Source organism: Streptomyces vilmorinianum (assembly GCF_005517195.1).
Classification (GTDB): domain Bacteria; phylum Actinomycetota; class Actinomycetes; order Streptomycetales; family Streptomycetaceae; genus Streptomyces; species Streptomyces vilmorinianum.
This window is the reverse complement of record NZ_CP040244.1, coordinates 2,690,944-2,709,865: the sequence shown is the minus strand read 5'-3', so window position 1 is coordinate 2,709,865 and position 18,922 is coordinate 2,690,944. Positions and strand designations below refer to the sequence as shown.

Annotated in this window: 15 protein-coding genes; 6 read left to right on the top strand and 9 right to left on the bottom strand. The window is 70.7% G+C overall.

The genetic code is table 11. From position 1 onward, the window contains the following. Positions 1-120 precede the first annotated feature (120 nt). Complete coding sequence (locus FDM97_RS12705) at positions 121-2,295, top strand: ATP-binding protein (protein ID WP_137990521.1); 2,175 nt, start codon at positions 121-123, stop codon at positions 2,293-2,295. A gap of 31 nt (positions 2,296-2,326) precedes the next feature. On the opposite strand, the gene rpsD is transcribed toward FDM97_RS12705, so the two are convergent. Further along, entirely contained in the window at positions 2,327-2,941 is a 615-nt protein-coding gene (gene rpsD / locus FDM97_RS12700; RefSeq protein ID WP_137990520.1) for a 30S ribosomal protein S4, read from the bottom strand. A gap of 245 nt (positions 2,942-3,186) precedes the next feature. Here rpsD and FDM97_RS12695 point away from each other — a divergent pair, with 245 nt between their 5' ends. Continuing rightward, positions 3,187-3,882 (top strand): DUF2470 domain-containing protein, encoded by a 696-nt coding sequence (locus tag FDM97_RS12695; RefSeq protein WP_137990519.1) that lies wholly within the window; start codon positions 3,187-3,189, stop codon positions 3,880-3,882. Positions 3,883-3,891: 9 nt separating this feature from the next. On the opposite strand, the gene FDM97_RS12690 is transcribed toward FDM97_RS12695, so the two are convergent. Both FDM97_RS12690 and FDM97_RS12685 read right to left on the bottom strand, forming a co-directional pair. Further along, positions 3,892-5,247, bottom strand: a complete 1,356-nt coding sequence (locus FDM97_RS12690) for a replication-associated recombination protein A (protein ID WP_137994786.1) — start codon at positions 5,245-5,247, stop codon at positions 3,892-3,894. Positions 5,248-5,299: 52 nt separating this feature from the next. Beyond that, a complete protein-coding gene (locus tag FDM97_RS12685) occupies positions 5,300-5,911 on the bottom strand; it encodes a vitamin K epoxide reductase family protein (protein WP_137990518.1) in 612 nt (203 codons plus the stop codon). A gap of 191 nt (positions 5,912-6,102) precedes the next feature. On the opposite strand from FDM97_RS12685, the gene FDM97_RS12680 reads away from it, so the two are divergent. Then, positions 6,103-7,308: an NAD(P)/FAD-dependent oxidoreductase gene (locus FDM97_RS12680; protein WP_137990517.1), complete on the top strand. Its 1,206-nt coding sequence runs from the start codon at positions 6,103-6,105 to the stop codon at positions 7,306-7,308. A gap of 19 nt (positions 7,309-7,327) precedes the next feature. Continuing rightward, entirely contained in the window at positions 7,328-8,227 is a 900-nt protein-coding gene (locus tag FDM97_RS12675; protein WP_137990516.1) for an RNA polymerase sigma-70 factor, read from the top strand. 105 nt (positions 8,228-8,332) lie between these two features. Here FDM97_RS12675 and hisS read toward each other — a convergent pair whose 3' ends face one another. Together hisS and FDM97_RS12665 are read right to left on the bottom strand one after the other, a co-directional pair. After that, the gene (hisS, locus tag FDM97_RS12670) at positions 8,333-9,595 is read right to left on the bottom strand and encodes a histidine--tRNA ligase (protein WP_137990515.1); all 1,263 of its coding nucleotides are present in this window, start codon (positions 9,593-9,595) and stop codon (positions 8,333-8,335) included. A gap of 10 nt (positions 9,596-9,605) precedes the next feature. Continuing rightward, positions 9,606-10,322, bottom strand: a complete 717-nt coding sequence (locus FDM97_RS12665) for an MBL fold metallo-hydrolase (RefSeq protein ID WP_137990514.1) — start codon at positions 10,320-10,322, stop codon at positions 9,606-9,608. A gap of 153 nt (positions 10,323-10,475) precedes the next feature. Here FDM97_RS12665 and FDM97_RS12660 point away from each other — a divergent pair, with 153 nt between their 5' ends. Next, on the top strand, positions 10,476-11,258 hold the full coding sequence (locus FDM97_RS12660) for a peptidylprolyl isomerase (RefSeq protein ID WP_137990513.1): 783 nt from the start codon (positions 10,476-10,478) through the stop codon (positions 11,256-11,258). 163 nt (positions 11,259-11,421) lie between these two features. Next, positions 11,422-12,651 carry a DUF349 domain-containing protein gene (locus FDM97_RS12655; protein ID WP_137990512.1) on the top strand — a complete coding sequence of 410 codons (1,230 nt, stop codon included), beginning with the start codon at positions 11,422-11,424 and terminating at the stop codon, positions 12,649-12,651. A 108-nt stretch (positions 12,652-12,759) separates the two neighbouring features. Here FDM97_RS12655 and FDM97_RS12650 read toward each other — a convergent pair whose 3' ends face one another. The 4 genes from FDM97_RS12650 to secD form a co-directional block, all read right to left on the bottom strand. Continuing rightward, positions 12,760-15,243, bottom strand: a complete 2,484-nt coding sequence (locus FDM97_RS12650) for a RelA/SpoT family protein (RefSeq protein ID WP_137990511.1) — start codon at positions 15,241-15,243, stop codon at positions 12,760-12,762. Between the two features lie 205 nt (positions 15,244-15,448). After that, a complete protein-coding gene (locus tag FDM97_RS12645; protein WP_137990510.1) occupies positions 15,449-16,000 on the bottom strand; it encodes an adenine phosphoribosyltransferase in 552 nt (183 codons plus the stop codon). Next, positions 15,997-17,094, bottom strand: coding sequence for a protein translocase subunit SecF (secF, locus tag FDM97_RS12640; RefSeq protein ID WP_137990509.1), 1,098 nt, complete (start codon positions 17,092-17,094; stop codon positions 15,997-15,999). Before secF ends, FDM97_RS12645 begins: the two co-directional genes overlap by 4 nt. Before the next feature lies 1 nt (position 17,095). Further along, positions 17,096-18,916 (bottom strand): protein translocase subunit SecD, encoded by a 1,821-nt coding sequence (gene secD / locus FDM97_RS12635; RefSeq protein ID WP_137990508.1) that lies wholly within the window; start codon positions 18,914-18,916, stop codon positions 17,096-17,098. Between the last annotated feature and the right edge of the window lie 6 nt (positions 18,917-18,922).

Genomic DNA, 18,922 nt, shown 5'->3' with positions numbered 1-18,922 from the left:
CCCTATCGCGCCCGCGGTCTTTCCCCGTACCGCATTAGGGGGGTGCATCGCGGCTCCCGAGCGGGGACTTGCCCGATCCGATTGTACGGAGTGCGTGCGGATGAGTACGCTCCGTGTTCCATGCGAAGGAGCAATCTCCCGGCGGAGCTGAACCGGTTCATCGGGCGGGCCGGCGAGTGGGACGAACTGCACCGGCTCCTCGGGGACTTCCGCCTGGTCACGGTCGTCGGGGTGGGCGGTGTCGGCAAGACCCGGCTCGCCCTGGGAGCCGCCTCCGCGGCGGCGAAACGGTACGTCGACGGGGTCTGGCTGGCCGATCTCTCGGCGCTGCGCGACCCGGATCTGGTGGCCCTCGCCCTGGTCGAGGCGCTGGGGCTGACCGACCACACGCTGCGCCCGCCGCTCAAGACGCTCACCGACCATCTCGCGGAGCGCCGGCTGCTCCTGGTCGTGGACGGTTTCGAGCACCTCGTCGAGGAGTGCGCCCCGCTGGTACGGGAGCTGCTGCGGCGCTCCCCCGGGCTCACCGTGCTCGCGGTGGGCCGCCGCCCGCTGCGCGTGGACGGGGAGGCGGTGTTCACGCTGGCGCCGATGGGCGACGAGGACGCGGTGCGTCTCTTCGGGGACCGCGCGGCGGCCGCCGGAGGCCCGGGCGGCGCGACCGGGACCTTCGAGAGCGCCGCCGTGCTCGAGCTGTGCCGGCGGCTCGACGGGATTCCGCTGGCGCTGGAGCTGGCGGCCGCCAGGATGCCCCTGCTCACGGTGGAGGGGATGCTGGACCGGCTCCACGACCGGTTCCGGCTGCTCACGGACGGGGCGCGCGGGGCGCTGCCCCGTCATCAGACGCTGCGGACGGCGATCGGCTGGAGTCATGAGCTGTGCACGCCGGAGGAGCGGCTGCTGTGGGCGCGGCTCTCGGTCTTCGCCGGGCCGTTCGACCTGGAGGCGGTGGAGTACGTCTGCGGCGGTCCGGATCTTCCTCCGGAGCGGGTCCTGGAGGCGCTCGGCGGCCTGCTCGCCCAGTCGCTGGTCGCGCGGGAGGACACCGCGGCGGGTCCGAGATATCGGATATTGGATACGGTCGCCGCGTACGGCGCGGAGTGGCTCGCGGCCCTCGGCGACACCGAGCGCATGCGCCGTCGGCACCGCGACTGGTACATGGGGCTGGCCACGTGGTGCGAGCTGGAGTGGTTCAGCCCGCGCCAGGCCGAGGTCGCGGCCTGTACGGACGCGGCGCTGCCCAATCTGCGCGCGGCCCTGGAGCTCTGTCTGGAACGGCCGGGCGAGGCCCATCTGGCGCAGCATCTCGCGGGGACGCTCTGGTTCTCCTGGGTGGGGTGCGGGCGTCTGTCGGAAGGCCGGCACTGGCTGGAGCGGGCGCTGGCTCTCGGACCGGAGCACTGCGAGCACGCGGACGCCCGGCTGAAGGCGCTGTGGGTGCTCGGCTATGTGGCGATCCTGCAGGGGGACGGCACGGCGGCCGTGGCGGCGCTGCACGAGTGCGGCGAGCGGGCCCGCTCGGCCGGGAACGCGGTGGCGGAGGCGTACGCCACGCATCGGATGGGCTGTCTCGCGCTGCTCTCGGACGACATGCCCCGGGCGGAGGAGCTGATCGGCCGGGCCCTGGAGCAGTACCGGGAGCTCGGCGAGCTGAACAGCAACGTGCTGATGGGGCAGGTCGAGCTGGCGATGGCCCGGGTCTTCCAGGGCGATCTGGAGGGCGCGGTCGCGCTGTGCGCGGAGGTACGGGAGATCTGCGAGGAGCGTGGCGAGCGCTGGACCAGGGCGTACGCGCTCTATGTGCTGGCGTACGCGGCGTGGACCGGGGGCGATCACGGCGAGGCGCGGGAGCTGCTCACCGAGTGCGTCACGATCAACCACACCTTCCACGATCTGGTGGGTCTGGTCCTGGCGATCGAGCTGCTGGCGCTGGTGACGGCGAGCGAGGGCGATCCGGCGGAGGCGGCGGTGCTTCAGGGCGCCACGTTGCCGGTGTGGGACTCGGTGGGCCTGCAGCTGTTCGGCTCGGGTCACTTCAACGGGGCGCGGGCGCTGTGCGAGCGGCAGGCGGGTGAGCTGCTCGGGGCGGAGCGCTACGGGGCGGCGGTGCGGGAGGGGCAGCGGCTCTCGCTGGACGCGACGGTGGAACGGGCGCTGAGCAAGCGGTGGAATCCGGCCACACACCGCGCGGGTCCGCACTCGCCGCGGCCGTTCCGTACGACGACGGTCCTGGCCCCGGGAACGCGGAAGCCCGCCGGCTCCCCCACCGGTAAGGGCGGGGAAGCGGCGGGCTGAACACCGCGTGGGTGGTACTGAGCCGGCTGGATCAGCGGGCGTAGTACTCGACGACCAGCTGCTCGTCGCAGATGACCGGGATTTCCTTGCGGTTCGGGTCGCGGTCGAGGCGGAAGGCCAGGGCCTTCAGGTTGACCTGCAGGTAGCGCGGGGTCTCACCGTCGGCGGCGAAGCCACCCTCGCGGGCAACCTGGAACAGGGGCTTCTCGCGGGAGCGCTCGCGGACCATCACGACGTCGTCCGGACGGACGCGGAAGGACGGCTTGTCGACCTTCTGGCCGTTGACCTGGATGTGACCGTGCACGACCATCTGGCGGGCCTGGTAGATGGTGCGGGCGATGCCCGAACGCAGGACCAGGGCGTCGAGGCGACGCTCGAGCTCGACGACCAGCGCCTCGCCCGTCTTGCCTTCGGCCTTCTTGGCGCGGTCGTAGGCGCGCGCCATCTGGCGCTCGCTGATGTCGTACTGAGCGCGCAGGCGCTGCTTCTCGAGCAGACGGACCTTGTAGTCCGAGTTCTGCTTGCGGCCACGGCCGTGCTCGCCCGGCGGGTACGGGCGGGCTTCGAAGTACTTGACAGCCTTCGGCGTCAGCGCGATACCGAGCGCGCGAGACTTCTTGACCTTGGGACGCGACTGGTTAGGCACGTTCTCCAGACCTCCGTTGTAGGTTAGGTTAGGCTCACCTTACTCAAGGAGATCGCATGTCTCGCCCTGGGAACACCAGTCGCATCACGGACATCACGAAGAAGGTCGATTCCGTGGAAGGAACCGACGACGCCGGCCTCCCCGCAGTACGCGGGGCCGACGCCGGCTCTCATGGAGCCGGTCACGTGACGGAGGTCCGATCAGCTCATGGTCAGCCGCGTCCCAGCGGGCTTGAAATCGCGCGGATGCCGTCAGCAGCCGAGCGCACACGAACTCTCGTACAGAGTACATGCTCCGCGGTGCTGTTGATTCCGGGGGCCGACGCCACCCGCCCCGAGCAGCTGACCCCGGAGGCCCGCGCGGTCGGACCGGACGGCGAGATCTTCCTGCTCTTCCCCGCCGACGCCCCGCCGGTGCGGGCCGCCACGCACGCCCAGGACGACGAGCTGCCGGTCGTCCTGGAGCTCACCGACGTGGCACCGGTCTCCGTCCCCCACCGTATCCGCGGCCGCGCCTGGGTCTCCGGCTGGCTCACCTGCCTGCCGGGCGTCGCCGAACCCGGCCGGATGATGCTGCGCCTGGAGGTGAGCGAGGCCAGCGTGGACGATCTGTGGGGCGCCGGCGAGGTGCAGCCGGAGGAATTCGCCGCGGCCTCCCCCGATCCCCTGCACGCCCACGAGACCGAATTGCTGCAGCATCTGCACGCGGCCCACGGGGAGCAGGTGCGCGAGCTGAGCGGTCTGCTCGGCGAGCGCTCGGCGGCCCTCGTGCCGACGCGTGACGTGGCCCCGCTGGCGCTCGACCGCTTCGGGCTGCGCATCCGCTTCAGCGCCGGGCCGCACCACTGCTTCGACGCGCGCTTCGACTTCCCCGAGCCGGTACGGGACGTCAGCGAGCTGCGGCGCGAGATGCACCGCCTCTTCGAAGCGGCCCGCTCCTGAGGTCCGGCGTCAGCCGCCCTCGCCCCGCAACCGCTCCCGCACCTTCTCCACCACGTCCGCGTACCGCGCCTCCGCGCCGTAGCGGGTCGGCTCGTAGTAGCGCCTGCCGTGGACGGCGTCCGGGGCGTACTGCTGGGCCGCGATGCCGCCCGGGACGTCGTGCGGATAGACGTACCCCTGGGCGTGGCCCAGTTTGGCCGCGCCCTTGTAGTGGCCGTCACGCAGGTGCGGCGGGACCGGGCCCGCCAGGCCGTTGCGGACGTCCGCCTGGGCCGCGGAGATCGCGAGGGTCGCCGCGTTCGACTTCGGGGCCAGGGCCAGGGCGATCGTGGCATGGCTCAGCGTCAGCGCGGCCTCGGGAAAGCCGATCATGGCGACGGCCTGGGCCGCCGCCACGGCCGTGGGCAGGGCGGTCGGGTCGGCCAGGCCGATGTCCTCGCTGGCCGAGATCATCAGGCGGCGGGCGATGAACCGGGGGTCCTCCCCCGCCTCGATCATCCGGGCCAGATAGTGCAGCGCCGCGTCCACGTCCGAGCCGCGGATCGACTTGATGAGCGCACTGGCCACGTCGTAGTGCTGGTCGCCGTCCCTGTCGTACTTCACGGCCGCCCGGTCGACGGTCTCCTCGACCGTCTGGAGCGTGATCTCCGGCTCGCGCTTGGCGATGGCCGAGCCCGCGGCCGCCTCCAGGGCGGTCAGCGCCCGCCGCGCGTCGCCGCCGGCGATCCGCAGCAGATGCGCCTCGGCGTCCTCCGGCAGGGCGACCGCCCCGCCGAGCCCCCGGTCCTCGGTGAGGGCCCGCTTCAGCAGATCGCGCAGGTCGTCGTCGGTGAGCGGTTCGAGCGTGAGCAGCAGGGAGCGGGAGAGCAGGGGGGAGATGATCGAGAAGTACGGGTTCTCCGTCGTCGCGGCGATCAGCGTCACCCAGCGGTTCTCCACCGCCGGGAGCAGCGAGTCCTGCTGGGCCTTGGAGAAGCGGTGGATCTCGTCGAGGAAGAGGACGGTCTCCTTGCCGTAGCCCCCGGCCGCCCGGCGGGCTCCGTCGATGACCGCCCGGACCTCCTTGACGCCCGCCGTGATCGCGGAGAGCTCCACGAAACGCTTGTTGGTCGCCTTGGAGACCACGTACGCGAGGGTCGTCTTGCCGATGCCCGGCGGCCCCCAGAGGATCACGGACGAGGCGCCCGCCGGACCCCCGTCGCCCTCGCCGACGAGCCGGCGCAGCGGCGACCCCGGCTTCAGCAGGTGCTTCTGGCCGAGGACCTCGTCGAGGGTGCGCGGACGCATCCGGACGGCCAGGGGGCTGCTGGACGGGTCCTTCTCCTGGCGTTCTTCGGCGGCTGCGGTAAAGAGGTCGGGCTCCACGGTCATGAAGCCTAGGTCACGCCACTGACAACACGGTCGGCCGCGACGGCGGTCAGCTGGTCCAGAAGTCCCACCAGCGCGTCAGGATCAGCATGCCGATGATCCCGACGTGCAGGACGGGCAGCACCCAGGTGAACTCGTCGAAGAAGGTCTTCAGGCCGCCGGGGGCGGGGATGACACCCTTGCGGACGTTGTGCGAGGTCACGTACCAGAACATGACGATTGTGGCGACCCAGGCCAGGGAGCACCACAGGCAGAGCGCGTTGATCTCGTACAGCGACTGGTACATCAGCCAGGTGCAGAAGCCGACGCCGAACAGCGTGCCGGCGTTCAGCCCCAGCCAGTACCAGCGGCGGTAGCGGGCGCCGGCGAGGAGGCCCACGCCGATGGCGATCACCATCGCGTAGGTGACGAGGCCGAGCATGGGGTTCGGGAAGCCGAAGGCCGAGGCCTGCTCGCTCTTCATGATGTTGCCGCAGGACACGATCGGGTTGAGACTGCAGCCCGGGGTGAAGTTCGGGTCCTCGAGGAGCTTGAACTTGTCGATCGTGATGATCCAGGAGGCGAGCAGTCCGGCGGCCCCGGTGATCACCAGCAGCCAGGCGAGAGCGCGGCTCGCGCCGATCGTGCCGCGTGCCGGGTCGTCCACCGCTGCGTTCGTCATATCGCCGTTCCATCACTCGCTGGCTGCTGGGCACGGTCATTGTGCCGTACAAGGGCCCCCGTCCACCGTTCGATGGACATAAGAACGAGGGCCGCCGGCCACACCTCTGGAGTGATCTGCCTCACATGCTGTCACAGGGATCGATCCTGCGGTGTCTAGAGGTCGAACCCACGTGAAGCGGAGGAGACACCATGACCGGGAACACCGATGTGGTCGTGATCGGCGGCGGTTACGCGGGCGTCATGGCGGCCAACCGTCTGACGCAGCGCGGCGACGTGACCGTGACCCTGATCAACCCGCGCCGGACCTTCGTCGAGCGGATCCGCCTGCACCAGCTGGTGGGCGGGTCCGACGACGCGGTCGTCGACTACCGGGAGGTGCTGCGCGAGGGCGTCCGGCTGGTGGTCGACACCGTGACCTGGATCGACGCCGCCGGGCGCAGCCTGGCGCTGGCGTCGGGCGACACGGTCGGCTACGACTATCTGATCTACGCGGTGGGCAGTGGCAGCGCCGACCCGCAGGTGCCCGGGGCCGCCGAGTTCGCCTACCCGATCGCCACCTTCGAGGAGGCGGAGCGGCTGCGGCCGATCCTCGACGCCGCGCCCGCGACGGCCGCGGTGACGGTCGTCGGAGCCGGTCCGACCGGCATCGAGACCGCCGCCGAGCTGGCGGAGGCGGGCCGTACCGTGACCCTCGTCTGCGGCGGGGTACTCGGCCCGTACCTGCATCCGCGAGGCCGGCGCTCGGTGGCCAAGCGGCTGACCGAACTCGGTGTGACCGTGCTCGACGGTCCCGACACCAAGGTGACGGCCGTGAGCCGCGACACCGTGCGGCTCGGCGACGGCCGCGAGCTGCCGAGCAAGGTGACCATCTGGACCGCCGGATTCGGCGTGCCGGACCTCGCCGTGCGCAGCGGGCTGAGCACCGACGCCCTGGGCCGCCTGCTCACGGACGAGACGCTGACCAGCGTGGACGACGCACGCATCGTCGCGGCCGGCGACTCGGCGGCGCCGTCGGACCTGCCGCTGCGGATGAGCTGCCAGGCCGCGATGCCGCTGGGCGCGCGGGCCGCCGACACGGTGCTCAGCCGGATCGCGGGCGAGCGGCCCTCGACCCTCAACCAGACGTTCGCCGGCCAGTGCATCAGCCTGGGGCGACGCGCCGGCATCTTCCAGTTCGCCCACCGGTACGACGTCGCGGTGTGGTTCCACATCGACGGTCGCCCCGGCGCGAGGCTCAAGGAGTTCGTGTGCAAGGGCATCGTCAAGCATCTGGCCGACGAGGCGCACAAGCCCGGCTCGTACGGCTTGCACCGCGTGTCAGGAGGTGCCAAGCGCCGGCAGATCCTGCAGGCCAGGCGCGGCGAGGCGCCTGCCACCGCTGGACGGACCGCCTAGCCAGGAAAGGGGTCGAGAGATGAGCGACCATCCCACCACTGACCCGGCGACCGAAGCGTTCGTCGCCCACCGCAATCTGCTCTTCACCGTCGCGTACGAGATGCTCGGCTCGGCCGCCGACGCCGAGGACGTCCTCCAGGAGACCTGGCTGCGCTGGGTCAAGGTCGACCTGGAGCAGGTGAGCGACCAGCGCGCCTACCTGGTCCGGATCACGACCCGGCAGTCGCTCAACCGGCTGCGCACCATGAAGCGCCGCAGGGAGGCGTACGTCGGCCAGTGGCTGCCCGAACCGATGCTCACGGCGCCGGACGTGGCCGAGGACGTCGAGCTCGCCGAGAGCGTGTCGATGGCGATGATGCTCGTCCTCGAGACGCTGTCGCCGACCGAGCGCGCCGTCTTCGTGCTGCGCGAGGCCTTCGACGTCGGCTACGACGAGATCGCGGCCGCCGTCGACAAGAGCCCGGCGGCCGTCCGTCAGATCGCGCACCGCGCCCGCCGGCACGTCGACGCCCGGCGCCCTCGTACGGTGGTCTCCCCGAGCGAGACCCGGGCGGCTCTGGAGTCGTTCCACCGGGCGCTCGAGACCGGGAACCCGCAGGACCTCCTCGACGTGCTCGCCCCGGACGTGGTCCTGGTGAGCGACGGCGGCGGCGTCAAGCAGGCGGCGCTGCGGCCGATCACCGGCGCCGAGAAGGTGACCCGCTTCGTGCTCGGCGGTCTCAGCAAGAACAAGCTCCCGATCACCGTCGCTCCCACGGTGGTCAACGGCAGGCCGGCACTCCTCGTACGCCTGGACGGCGAGTTCGACGGCATCATGGCGGTCCATGTCGAGGACGCCCGCATCACCGGCCTCTACTACGTCCGCAACCCCGAGAAGCTGACCCACGTCGCATCCGAGACCCCGCTCACCCTGCGATGAACCCCGGTGGCGGGTCTGGCACTCGGGCCGGACCCGCGGAGCCGGACGGAAAGGGGCCCGGGCCGCTTGTCGCGGTCCGGGCCCCTCCATGCGTACGGACGCGGGTCAGGCCAGCTTCGCCCGGACCGCCTCGACCAGCGCGCCCAGGGCGACCGCCTCCTGCTCGCCGGACTCCATGTCCTTGAGCTGGACGACTCCCTCGGCGAGGTCGCGCTCGCCGGCGACCACGGTGAAGCGCGCTCCCGAGCGGTTGGCGTCCTTCATCGCGCCCTTCAGGCCCTTGCCGCCGAAGGCGAAGTCCGCGGCGATCCCGGCCTTGCGAAGCTCGGTGACCTTGCCGAAGAGGACGCGGCGCGCCTCCTCGCCGATGGCCACCGCGAAGACGCTGGTGGTCGCCGGAATGTCCAGCTCCACGCCCTCGGCCTCCAGGGCGAGGACCGTGCGGTCCACACCGAGCGCCCAGCCGACCGACGGAAGCACCGGGCCGCCGATCATCTCGGAGAGGCCGTCGTAGCGACCGCCGCCGCCGACCGCGGACTGCGAGCCCAGGCCGTCGTGGACGAACTCGAAGGTGGTCCGCGTGTAGTAGTCCAGGCCGCGCACCAGCTTGGGGTCGTCCTCGAAAACCACGCCCGCCGCGGTGATCAGCGCGCGCACCTCCTCGTGGTACGTCTTGCACGCGTCGCACAGGTAGTCGCGCAGCAGCGGCGCGCCGACCAGCTGCTTCTGCACGGACTCGCGCTTGTCGTCGAGGACCCGGAGCGGGTTGATGTCGGCGCGGCGCAGGGTGTCCTCGTCGAGGTCGAGGCCGCGCAGGAAGGTCTGCAGGGCCTCGCGGTAGACGGGGCGGCACTCCTTGTCGCCGAGCGAGTTCAGCAGGATGCGGAAGTTCCGCAGGCCCAGCGAGCGGTACGCCTGGTCGGCCAGGATGATCAGCTCGGCGTCGAGCGCCGGGTCCTCGGCACCGATGGCCTCGGCACCGACCTGGGAGAAGTGCCTGTAGCGGCCCTTCTGCGGACGCTCGTAGCGGTAGTACGAGCCGGAGTACCAGAGCTTGACCGGCAGGTTGCCCTGCTTGTGCAGGCTCGCCTCCAGGGCGGCGCGCAGCACGGAGGCGGTGCCCTCGGGGCGGAGGGCGAGCTCGGAGCCGCCCTTCGTGGTGAGGGTGTACATCTCCTTGGTCACGATGTCGGTGGACTCGCCGACACCGCGCGCGAAGAGGTTGACGTCCTCGAAGCCGGGGGTCTCGATGTAGCCGTAGCCGGACTTCCGCAGCGGTCCGGAGATGGCGTCCCGCACCGCCAGGTACTTCGCGGAGTACGGCGGAATCAGGTCGTACGTGCCCTTGGGGGCCTTGAAGGTGCTCACGGCGTTCTCGTCACATTCCTCGTCGGGGAGCCTTCGTGCTGCCCCGCTCTCGGCGGCCTACGGCCACGTCCCGCAGATACGGGTTGGTGGCGCGCTCCTGGCCGATGGTCGTCTGGGGACCGTGTCCCGACAGCACCACGGTCGAGTCCTCGAGCGGCAGGCACACGCGGGCCAGCGACTCGAGCATCTCGTCCATGTCACCGCCGGGCAGGTCGGTGCGTCCGATGGAGCCGGCGAACAGCAGATCCCCGGAGAAGAACACGGAGGGAATCTCCGGATTCGCGGGCATCCTGAACGTCACCGACCCCTTGGTATGACCGGGCGCATGGGCGACGGAGAACTCCAGTCCGGCGAGGTCCAGCTTCGCGCCGTCGGTGAGCTCGTGCACGTCGTCCGGCTCGCCCACGGTCAGCTCGCCCATGAGGGGCATCCCGATGGAGCGGCCGAGGGCCTTCTCGGGGTCGCTCATCATGTACCGGTCGGCGGGGTGGATCCACGCGGGCACGTCATGGGCGCCGCAGACCGGGACGACGGAGGCGACATGGTCGAGGTGTCCATGGGTGAGGACCACGGCGACGGGCTTGAGCCGATGCTTCTTGAGCGTCTCCTCGACTCCCTGGGCGGCCTGGTGGCCCGGGTCGATGATCACGCACTCCTCGCCTGCGGCGGGGGCGACCAGATAGCAGTTGGTCCCCCAGGCCCCGGCGGGGAACCCGGCAATCAGCACGATCGTCCTTAAATGTCGTCCGGCGCAGGGGTGCGACGGAGCGGAAGCGGCAGATCAGAGCCTACCGGCGCTGCGTATTCCACAGCCAACCCGTATACGGTACGGGCACACCCGGCCAGGACAGGAACAGACGAGCGACAAGGAGCAGACCCGGTGGTCAGCAGCGATCAGCGACGGCGGCAGCTCGCCAGGGAGAAGTACGTACGGCAGCAGCAGCGGCGGCAGGAGGCGCGGCAGAAGGCCCGGCGCCGCAACACGGTCATCGCCGCCTCGCTGGCCGTCGTGCTCGCCGCCGGAGGCGCGGTCTACGCCTCGGTCTCGCTGACCGACGGCGACGGCAAGGGTGCCGACGACGCGGCGGGCACCCCGACGCCCTCGGCGAGCGCGTCGGCGACGCCCGAGCCGGCGATGGCCATCGACCAGAAGGCCACGTACACGATGTCCCTGAAGACGAACGAGGGCGACATCAAGGTCACGATGGACGCGGCGAAGACCCCGCACACCGTCAACTCCTTCAAGTACCTCGCGGACAAGAAGTACTTCGACGGGACGAAGTGCCACCGGCTCACCACGCAGGGCATCTTCGTCCTGCAGTGCGGTGACCCGAAGGGCGACGGCACCGGCGGCCCTGGCTACACCATCCCGGACGAGAACCTGGACGCGCTGGGCAAGGCGGGCGCGGACGGCTCGGTCACCTTCCCGGCGGGGACCGTGGCGATGGCGAACACGATGCAGCCGAACACCGGCGGCAGCCAGTTCTTCCTCGTGTACAAGGACACCAAGCTGCCTCCGCAGTTCACCCCCTTCGGCACGATCGACGCGGCCGGTCTGAAGGCCGTCCAGGAGGTCGCGAAGGGCGGTGTCGAGGGCGGTGCCACCGACGGCGCGCCCAAGAAGGCCGTCACCGTCGAGAAGGCCACGGTCGTCAAGCAGTGATCCGAGGCGCGACCGTCCAATTTCGGTCGCGCTGAGTGCGGACAGCCGGGCGACGGTTCGCCTAGATTGGCGTTGTGGAGGGCGGGCGCTGCCCGCCCCGGAAAACTGTGGACGATGCCCAGGGGGCACAACCCCCTCGTCGGCATCATGTGGAGGAGGCGCTGTGAGCAGCGACCCGTGGGGCCGCGTCGACGAGACGGGCACCGTGTACGTGCGTACTGCCGAGGGCGAGAAGGTCGTCGGATCGTGGCAGGCCGGCACTCCCGAGGAGGCACTGGCCTACTTCGAGCGCAAGTACGAGGGCTTGGTTGTCGAGATCGGCCTCCTCGAGAAGCGGGTGAAGACCACCGACCTCTCGGCGAAGGACGCCACTGCCGCGATCGACCACATCCGGCAGCAGGTCGACGAGCATCACGCCGTGGGCGACCTCGCCGCGCTGAGCGCACGGCTCGACAAGCTGGTCGAGACGGTCGAGTCGCGCCGCGAGGAGCGCAAGGTCCAGAAGGCCAAGCAGACCGACGAGGCGCGCGGCGCCAAGGAGGCTCTGGTCAAGGAGGCCGAGGAGCTGGCGCAGAGCGAGCAGTGGCGGGCCGCCGGCGAGCGGCTGCGCGCGCTCGTGGACACCTGGAAGGGCCTCCCCCGGCTCGACCGGAAGTCCGACGACGAGCTGTGGCACCGCTTCTCGCACGCCCGCTCGGCGTTCTCCAAGCGCCGCAAGGCGCACTTCGCCCAGCTGGACGCGCAGCGCGAGGAGGCCCGCAAGGCCAAGGAGAAGCTGGTCGCGGAGGCCGAGTCGCTCTCGAGCTCCACGGACTGGGGTGGCACGGCGGCCCGCTACCGCGAGCTGATGGCGGAGTGGAAGGCCGTGGGCCGCGCCCAGCGCGAGCACGAGGACGACCTGTGGAACCGCTTCCGCGGCGCCCAGGACGTGTTCTTCGCGGCGCGCGGCGAGGTCTTCGCCGAGCGGGACGCGGAGCAGACCGAGAACCTCAAGCTGAAGGAGGAGCTCGCGGTCGAGGCCGAGAAGCTGGTGCCCGTGGCGGATCTGAAGGCGGCGCGTGCGGCCTTCCGCTCCATCAACGAGCGCTGGGAGGCCATCGGTCACGTTCCGCGCGACGCCCGGCCGAAGGTCGAGGGCCGGATGCACGCGGTGGAGCGGGCGATCCAGGAGGCCGAGGAGTCGGAGTGGCGCCGGACGAACCCGGAGGCACGCGCGCGTGCCGCGGGTCTGACGGGCCAGCTGCAGGACGCGGTCGACAAGCTGCAGAAGCAGATCGACACGGCCCGCGCGGCGGGCAACGACGCCAAGGCCGACAAGCTGGCGCGTGAGCTGGAGGGCCGGCAGGCGCTTCTGGACCAGGCGCTGAAGGGCCTGCAGGAGTTCGGCGGCTGACGTAGTTCCCGTACGTACGAGAAGGGCCCCGGTACCTCCGCACAGGTACCGGGGCCCTTCTCGTACACGCCGTGGGCGCCGTACGCGCCGTACGCGCCGTACGCGCTGTTACGGCCGGCGGGCCGAGGTGACGCGGTAGACGTCGTAGACGCCCTCGACGCCCCGTACGGCCTTCAGGACGTGCCCGAGGTGCTTCGGGTCGCCCATCTCGAAGGTGAAGCGGGACGTGGCCACGCGGTCCCGGGAGGTCTGGACGGCCGCCGACAGGATGTTGACGTGCTGGTCCGAGAGGACCCGGGTGACGTCGGAGAGCAGCCGGGAGCGGTCGAGCGCCTCGACCTGGATGGCGACCAGGAAGACCGAGGACTGGGTGGGCGCCCACTCGACCTCGAGGATGCGCTCCGGCTCGCGCGAGAGCGACTCGACGTTGACGCAGTCGCTGCGGTGAACCGATACGCCACTGCCGCGGGTGACGAAGCCGATGATCGGGTCGCCGGGTACGGGAGTGCAGCAGCGGGCCAGCTTGACCCAGACGTCCTCGACGCCCTTGACGACGACACCGGGGTCGGCGCTGGAGCGGCGCTTGGTGCGGCCGCGCGTGGGCGGGGCGGTCTCGACGAGGTCCTCGTTGGCCGCCTCTTCGCCGCCGAGGGCCTGCACCAGCTTCTGGACGATGGACTGGGCCGTGACATGGCCCTCGCCGATCGCCGCGTACAGCGAGGAGATGTCGGTGTACCGCATCTCGTGGGCGAGCGTCACGAGCGAGTCGCCGGTCAGGATCCGCTGGATCGGCAGGTTCTGCTTGCGCATGGCCCGCGCGATGGCGTCCTTGCCCTGCTCGATCGCCTCGTCGCGGCGCTCCTTGGAGAACCAGGCGCGGATCTTGTTGCGGGCCCGCGGGGACTTGACGAAGCCGAGCCAGTCGCGGGACGGGCCGGCGCCCGCCGCCTTGGAGGTGAAGACCTCCACCAGGTCGCCGTTGTCGAGGGTCGATTCGAGCGGGACGAGCCGCCCGTTGACCCGCGCTCCTATGGTGCGGTGGCCGACCTCGGTGTGGACGGCGTAGGCGAAGTCGACGGGGGTGGCCCCGGCCGGCAGCGCTATGACATCGCCCTTGGGGGTGAAGACGAAGACCTCGTTGCGCGACAGGTCGAAGCGCAGGGACTCCAGGAACTCGCTGGGGTCCTCGGTCTCCTTCTGCCAGTCGAGCAGCTGGCGCAGCCACGCCATGTCGTTGATGTGGTCGTCCTTGCCGGCCTTCTTCGGCACATCCGTGCGCACCTTGGAGGCGCCGGCGACGGCCTCCTGCTTGTACTTCCAGTGCGCGGCGATGCCGTACTCGGCCCGGCGGTGCATGTCGAACGTACGGATCTGCAGCTCGACGGGCTTGCCGTTGGGTCCGATGACCGTCGTGTGCAGCGACTGGTACATGTTGAACTTCGGCATCGCGATGTAGTCCTTGAACCGGCCGGGGACCGGGTTCCATCGCGCGTGGACGGTGCCGAGGGCCGCGTAGCAGTCGCGGACGGTGTCCACGAGGACGCGGATGCCGACCAGGTCGTAGATCTCCGCGAAGTCACGGCCGCGGACGATCATCTTCTGGTAGACGCTGTAGTAGTGCTTGGGCCGGCCGGTGACGGTGGCCTTGATGCGGGCGGCGCGCAGGTCGGACTGGACCTCGTCGGTCACTATGGCGAGGTACTCGTCGCGCTTGGGCGCGCGCTCGGCGACGAGCCGGACGATCTCGTCGTACATCTTGGGGTAGAGGATCGCGAAGGCGAGGTCCTCCAGCTCCCACTTGATGGTGTTCATGCCCAGGCGGTGGGCCAGGGGCGCGTAGATCTCGAGGGTCTCGCGGGCCTTCTTCTCCTGCTTCTCCCGCTTGAGGTAGCGCATGGTGCGCATGTTGTGCAGGCGGTCGGCGAGCTTGATGACCAGGACGCGCGGGTCCTTGGCCATGGCGACGACCATCTTGCGGACGGTCTCGGCCTGCGCGGCCTCGCCGAACCGGACCTTGTCGAGCTTGGTGACGCCGTCGACGAGGAGTGTGACCTGGTCGCCGAAGTCGCGGCGCAGGTCCTCCAGGCCGTACTCGGTGTCCTCGACGGTGTCGTGGAGGAGGCCGGCCATCAGGGTCGCCGGGTCCATGCCGAGCTCGGCGAGGATGGTGGTGACGGCGAGCGGGTGGGTGATGTACGGGTCGCCGCTCTTGCGCTTCTGGCCGCGGTGCCAGCGCTCCGCGACCTGGTAGGCCCGCTCGATCTGGCGCAAAGTGGCCGTTTCGATCTTGGGGTCGTTGGAGCGGACGATCCGCAGGAGCGGTTCGAGGACCGGGTTGTACGGGGAGGAGCGCTGGACGCCCAGGCGGGCGAGGCGGGCGCGCACGCGGTTGGACGAGCCGCCGGAGCGGGTCACGGGGGCGGGCGCGGGCTTGGGCGCGGAGGCGGGTGCCGGGGCCGGTGCGGGGGCGGGCGCCACGGGCGCGGGCGTGCTCTCCGCGGGCTTGTTCTGGGGCGTCGCGGGTCCCGCCGCGGCCTTCTCGGCCTGCGGGTCGGGCTGCGCGGCGGAGAGTGGCTGGGCCTCGTCTGGCAAGAGCGCTCCTCGTGCGGTACCGGGTCCCCCGGTCAGGCCCGGAAAGGCCATCGTATCGACCCGGGAGCCGCCGTGCTCACGCGTGCAGTCGGTGAGACGGGCACCACGCGCGTCAACGGTCCCGTTCCGGGACATACCGGGAAAACGGCCGGGGCGCCCCGGGGATTCCCCGGAGCGCCCCTCACCCCACGCTTCGCGTGTGGTGTCAGACCGTGATCAGCGCCTCCAGCGGAGCGCCGCGCAGGGCGGGCTCCAGGCGGGCCCGCCCGGGCAGGAAGCCGAGCTCCATGAGGACCGCGACACCCGCGACCTCGGCGCCGGCCCGCCGGATGAGCCCGATGGAGGCCTCGGCGGTGCCGCCGGTGGCGAGGACGTCGTCGATGACCATGACGCGGTCGCCCGCGGCCAGGTCCTCGGCGTGCACTTCGATCTCGGCGGTGCCGTACTCCAGCTCGTACGCCTGCTTCAGCGTCGCGCCGGGCAGCTTGCCGGCCTTGCGGACCGGGATGAAGCCCAGCCCCGCGCGGACGGCGACCGGTGCGGCGAGGATGAAGCCGCGCGCCTCCAGGCCGACGATCTTCGTCGCGCCGTGCGTGGTGCACAGCGTGGCGAGGGTGTCGGTCAGGGCCGTGAACGCCACCGGGTCCGCGAGCAGCGGGGTGATGTCCTTGAACAGCACACCCGGCTTCGGGTAGTCGGGGATGTCCCGGATCCGGCTGAGCAGCAGACCGGCGGTGTCCTGCGCCTCCGCGGTCATCCCCGGCGCTCCGAGGGGCGGCCACGACGTGCGCGCTGGCCGACGACGGCGGTCTCCGCCTCGTCCTCGAAGCCCGCGTCACCGTCGGTGCCCTCGTCTCCGTCCAGGGGCTCGCCCTTCGCGGCCGCGGCGGCCCGCTTGGCGAGCACCCGCTTCTTGAGCGCCCGCATCGCCGGCTCGCGCTCCTTGAGGTCGGCGACGAGCGGGGTGGCGATGAAGATCGAGGAGTACGCGCCGGCGGCGAGGCCGACGAACAGCGACAGCGAGATGTCGTTCAGCATGCCGGCGCCCAGGACACCGCCACCGATGAAGAGCAGACCGGCGACCGGCAGCAGGGCGACGACGGTGGTGTTGATCGAACGGATCAGGGTGCCGTTGATCGAGCGGTTGGCGATCTCGCTGTAGGTGAAGCGGGTCTGCTTGGTGATCCCGTTCGTGCCCTCCTTGAGGGAGTCGAAGACGACCACTGTGTCGTAGAGGGAGTAACCGAGGATGGTGAGCAGACCGATCACCGTACCGACGGTGACCTCGAAGCCGACGAGCGAGTAGATGCCGACGGTGATGGTGAGGTCGTGGATCAGTGCGACGAGCGCCGCGGCGGCCATCCGCCACTCGAAGGCGATGGCCAGGTAGATCACCACGAGGAACATGAAGACGCCGAGGCCGGTCCACGCCTTGTTGGCGATCTGCTCACCCCAGCTGGGACCGACCAGCTCCGCCGCGATCTTGCTCTCGGGGAGGTTCAGGTCCTTGGCGAGCTCCGCGCGGACCTGGTCGGACTTCTCGGTGTCGAGACTGCCGACCTGGATGCGCAGGCCGCCGCTGCCGAGCTTCTGGACGACCGCCTCGTGGCCGGAGGCCTCCTCGGCGTACTCCTGGGCCTGCGAGACGGAGACGTCCGACTTCGGGGTGGTGAAGACGGCGCCGCCCTGGAACTCGATGCCCATGTTCAGACCGCGCACGGCGAGGGCCACGATCGCCGTGATGGTGATCAGGATGGACAGGCCGTACCAGAGCTTGCGGTTGCCGATGAAGTCGTAGGCGACCTCACCGCGGTTGAGCCGGGCGCCGAGACTGTCGCGCTTCTTCGCCATCTCACGCCTCCTTCGGGTCGACGGAGCCAGCGGCAGGGGCGGAGACACGGCGGGAACGACGCAGCGGCGGCTTCGCGCCGAGCCGCTTCGGGTCCAGACCGGACCACGCGTGGCCCTCGCCGAAGAACTTGGTGCGCGCGAGCATGGTCATCAGCGGCTTGGTGAAGAGGAACACCACGACCACGTCGAGCAGGGTGGTCAGGCCGAGCGTGAACGCGAAGCCCTGGACCTTGCCGACGGTCACGGCGAAGAGCACCGCGGCGGCGAGGAACGACACGAAGTCGGAGACCAGGATCGTGCGCCGGGCCCGCGGCCAGGCACGCTCGACGGCCGGGCGGAGCGTACGGCCCTCGCGGATCTCGTCGCGGATGCGTTCGAAGTAGACGATGAACGAGTCCGCGGTGATACCGATGGCCACGATGGCGCCACAGACGGCCGGCAGGTTCAGCGCGAAGCCGATCGCCGGGCCGAGCAGGGACATGATCGTGTACGTCAGGATCGCCGAGGCCGCGAGGCTGAGCAGGGCGATCAGCGACAGGCCGCGGTAGTAGACCACGAGGTAGATCACGACCAGGGCCAGACCGATCGCACCGGCGATCAGACCCGCCTCGAGCTGCTCGCTGCCGAGGGCGGGGGTGACGGTGTCGACGCTCTGGGTGTCGAAGGAGAGCGGCAGCGCTCCGTAGGACAGGATGTTGCCGAGGTCCTGGGCCGACTGCTGGGTGAAGCTGCCGGAGATCTCCGCGTTGGCGCTCAGCGTGGTGCGCACGGACGGGGCCGAGACGACCTCGCCGTCCAGCACGATCGCGAACTGGTTCTGCGGCTCCTGCTGCTGCGAGAGCTTGCTGGTGATCTTCGAGAACTTCTTGGCGCCCTCGCTCGTGAACTCCATGTTCACGATCCACATGCCGCGCTGCTGGTCGAAGACGCCCTGGGCGTCGTCGACGTCCTTGCCGTCCACCTCGGCCGGGCCGAGGAGGTACTTGGCGTCACCCTCCTGGCCGCACGCGACGGTCGGCTGCTCCGGCGGAACGGAGCGTGCCGGGTTGGGCACGACCTTCTTGTCGCCGGCCTTCCCGGCCTTGGGAGTGCAGTCGAGCGCGGCGAACTGCTGCTCCAGCTTCGCGTTGGCCGCGTCGGCCGGAGGCGTGGTCGTCGCCGTGGGGTTCGGGGACTTCGAGGCGTCCGGCGAGGTGGTGGCGCCGGGGGTGCCGGTGGCGCCCGGGCTGGGCGCCTTCTTCAGGGCGTCGCTGACGGCGCGGCCCTGCGTGGCACCCGCGGAGGGAGTGGCCGACGCGCCCTGGCCGGCCGACGTCGTGGACGTGGCCGACGGGCTCGCGGAGGAGCCGGCGGACGGCGTCGTGGACCCGGACGGTGTGGGGCTGCCGGACGGCGTCGGGGTCACCGGCCCGCTCGGAGCCCAGGTCAGTACCGGTCGGAAGTGCAGCTGAGCGGTCGTACCGACCTGCTCACGCGCCTGCTTCTCGTCCACGCCCCGGGGGATGTTGACGATGATGTTCTCGCGGCCCTGCGTCTGGACCTCGGCCTCGGAGACACCGAGACCGTTGACACGGCGGTCGATGATGCCGACCGCGGTGTTCATGTTGGTCTCGTTGACGGCGTCTTCCTTGCCCGGCTCGGCCTTCGCCTTGAGCGTGATCGACGTACCACCAGCGAGGTCGATGCCGAGGCGCGGAGTGGTGTGCCCCGACCAGAACATTCCGCCCGTGAGCGCGACCATGGCGATCAGAATCAGTGCCAGGGCACGCCCCGGCCTGCTCTGGCCCCCCGCAGGCCTTCGGCCCTTCTTCGGTGCTGCCACCTTGTC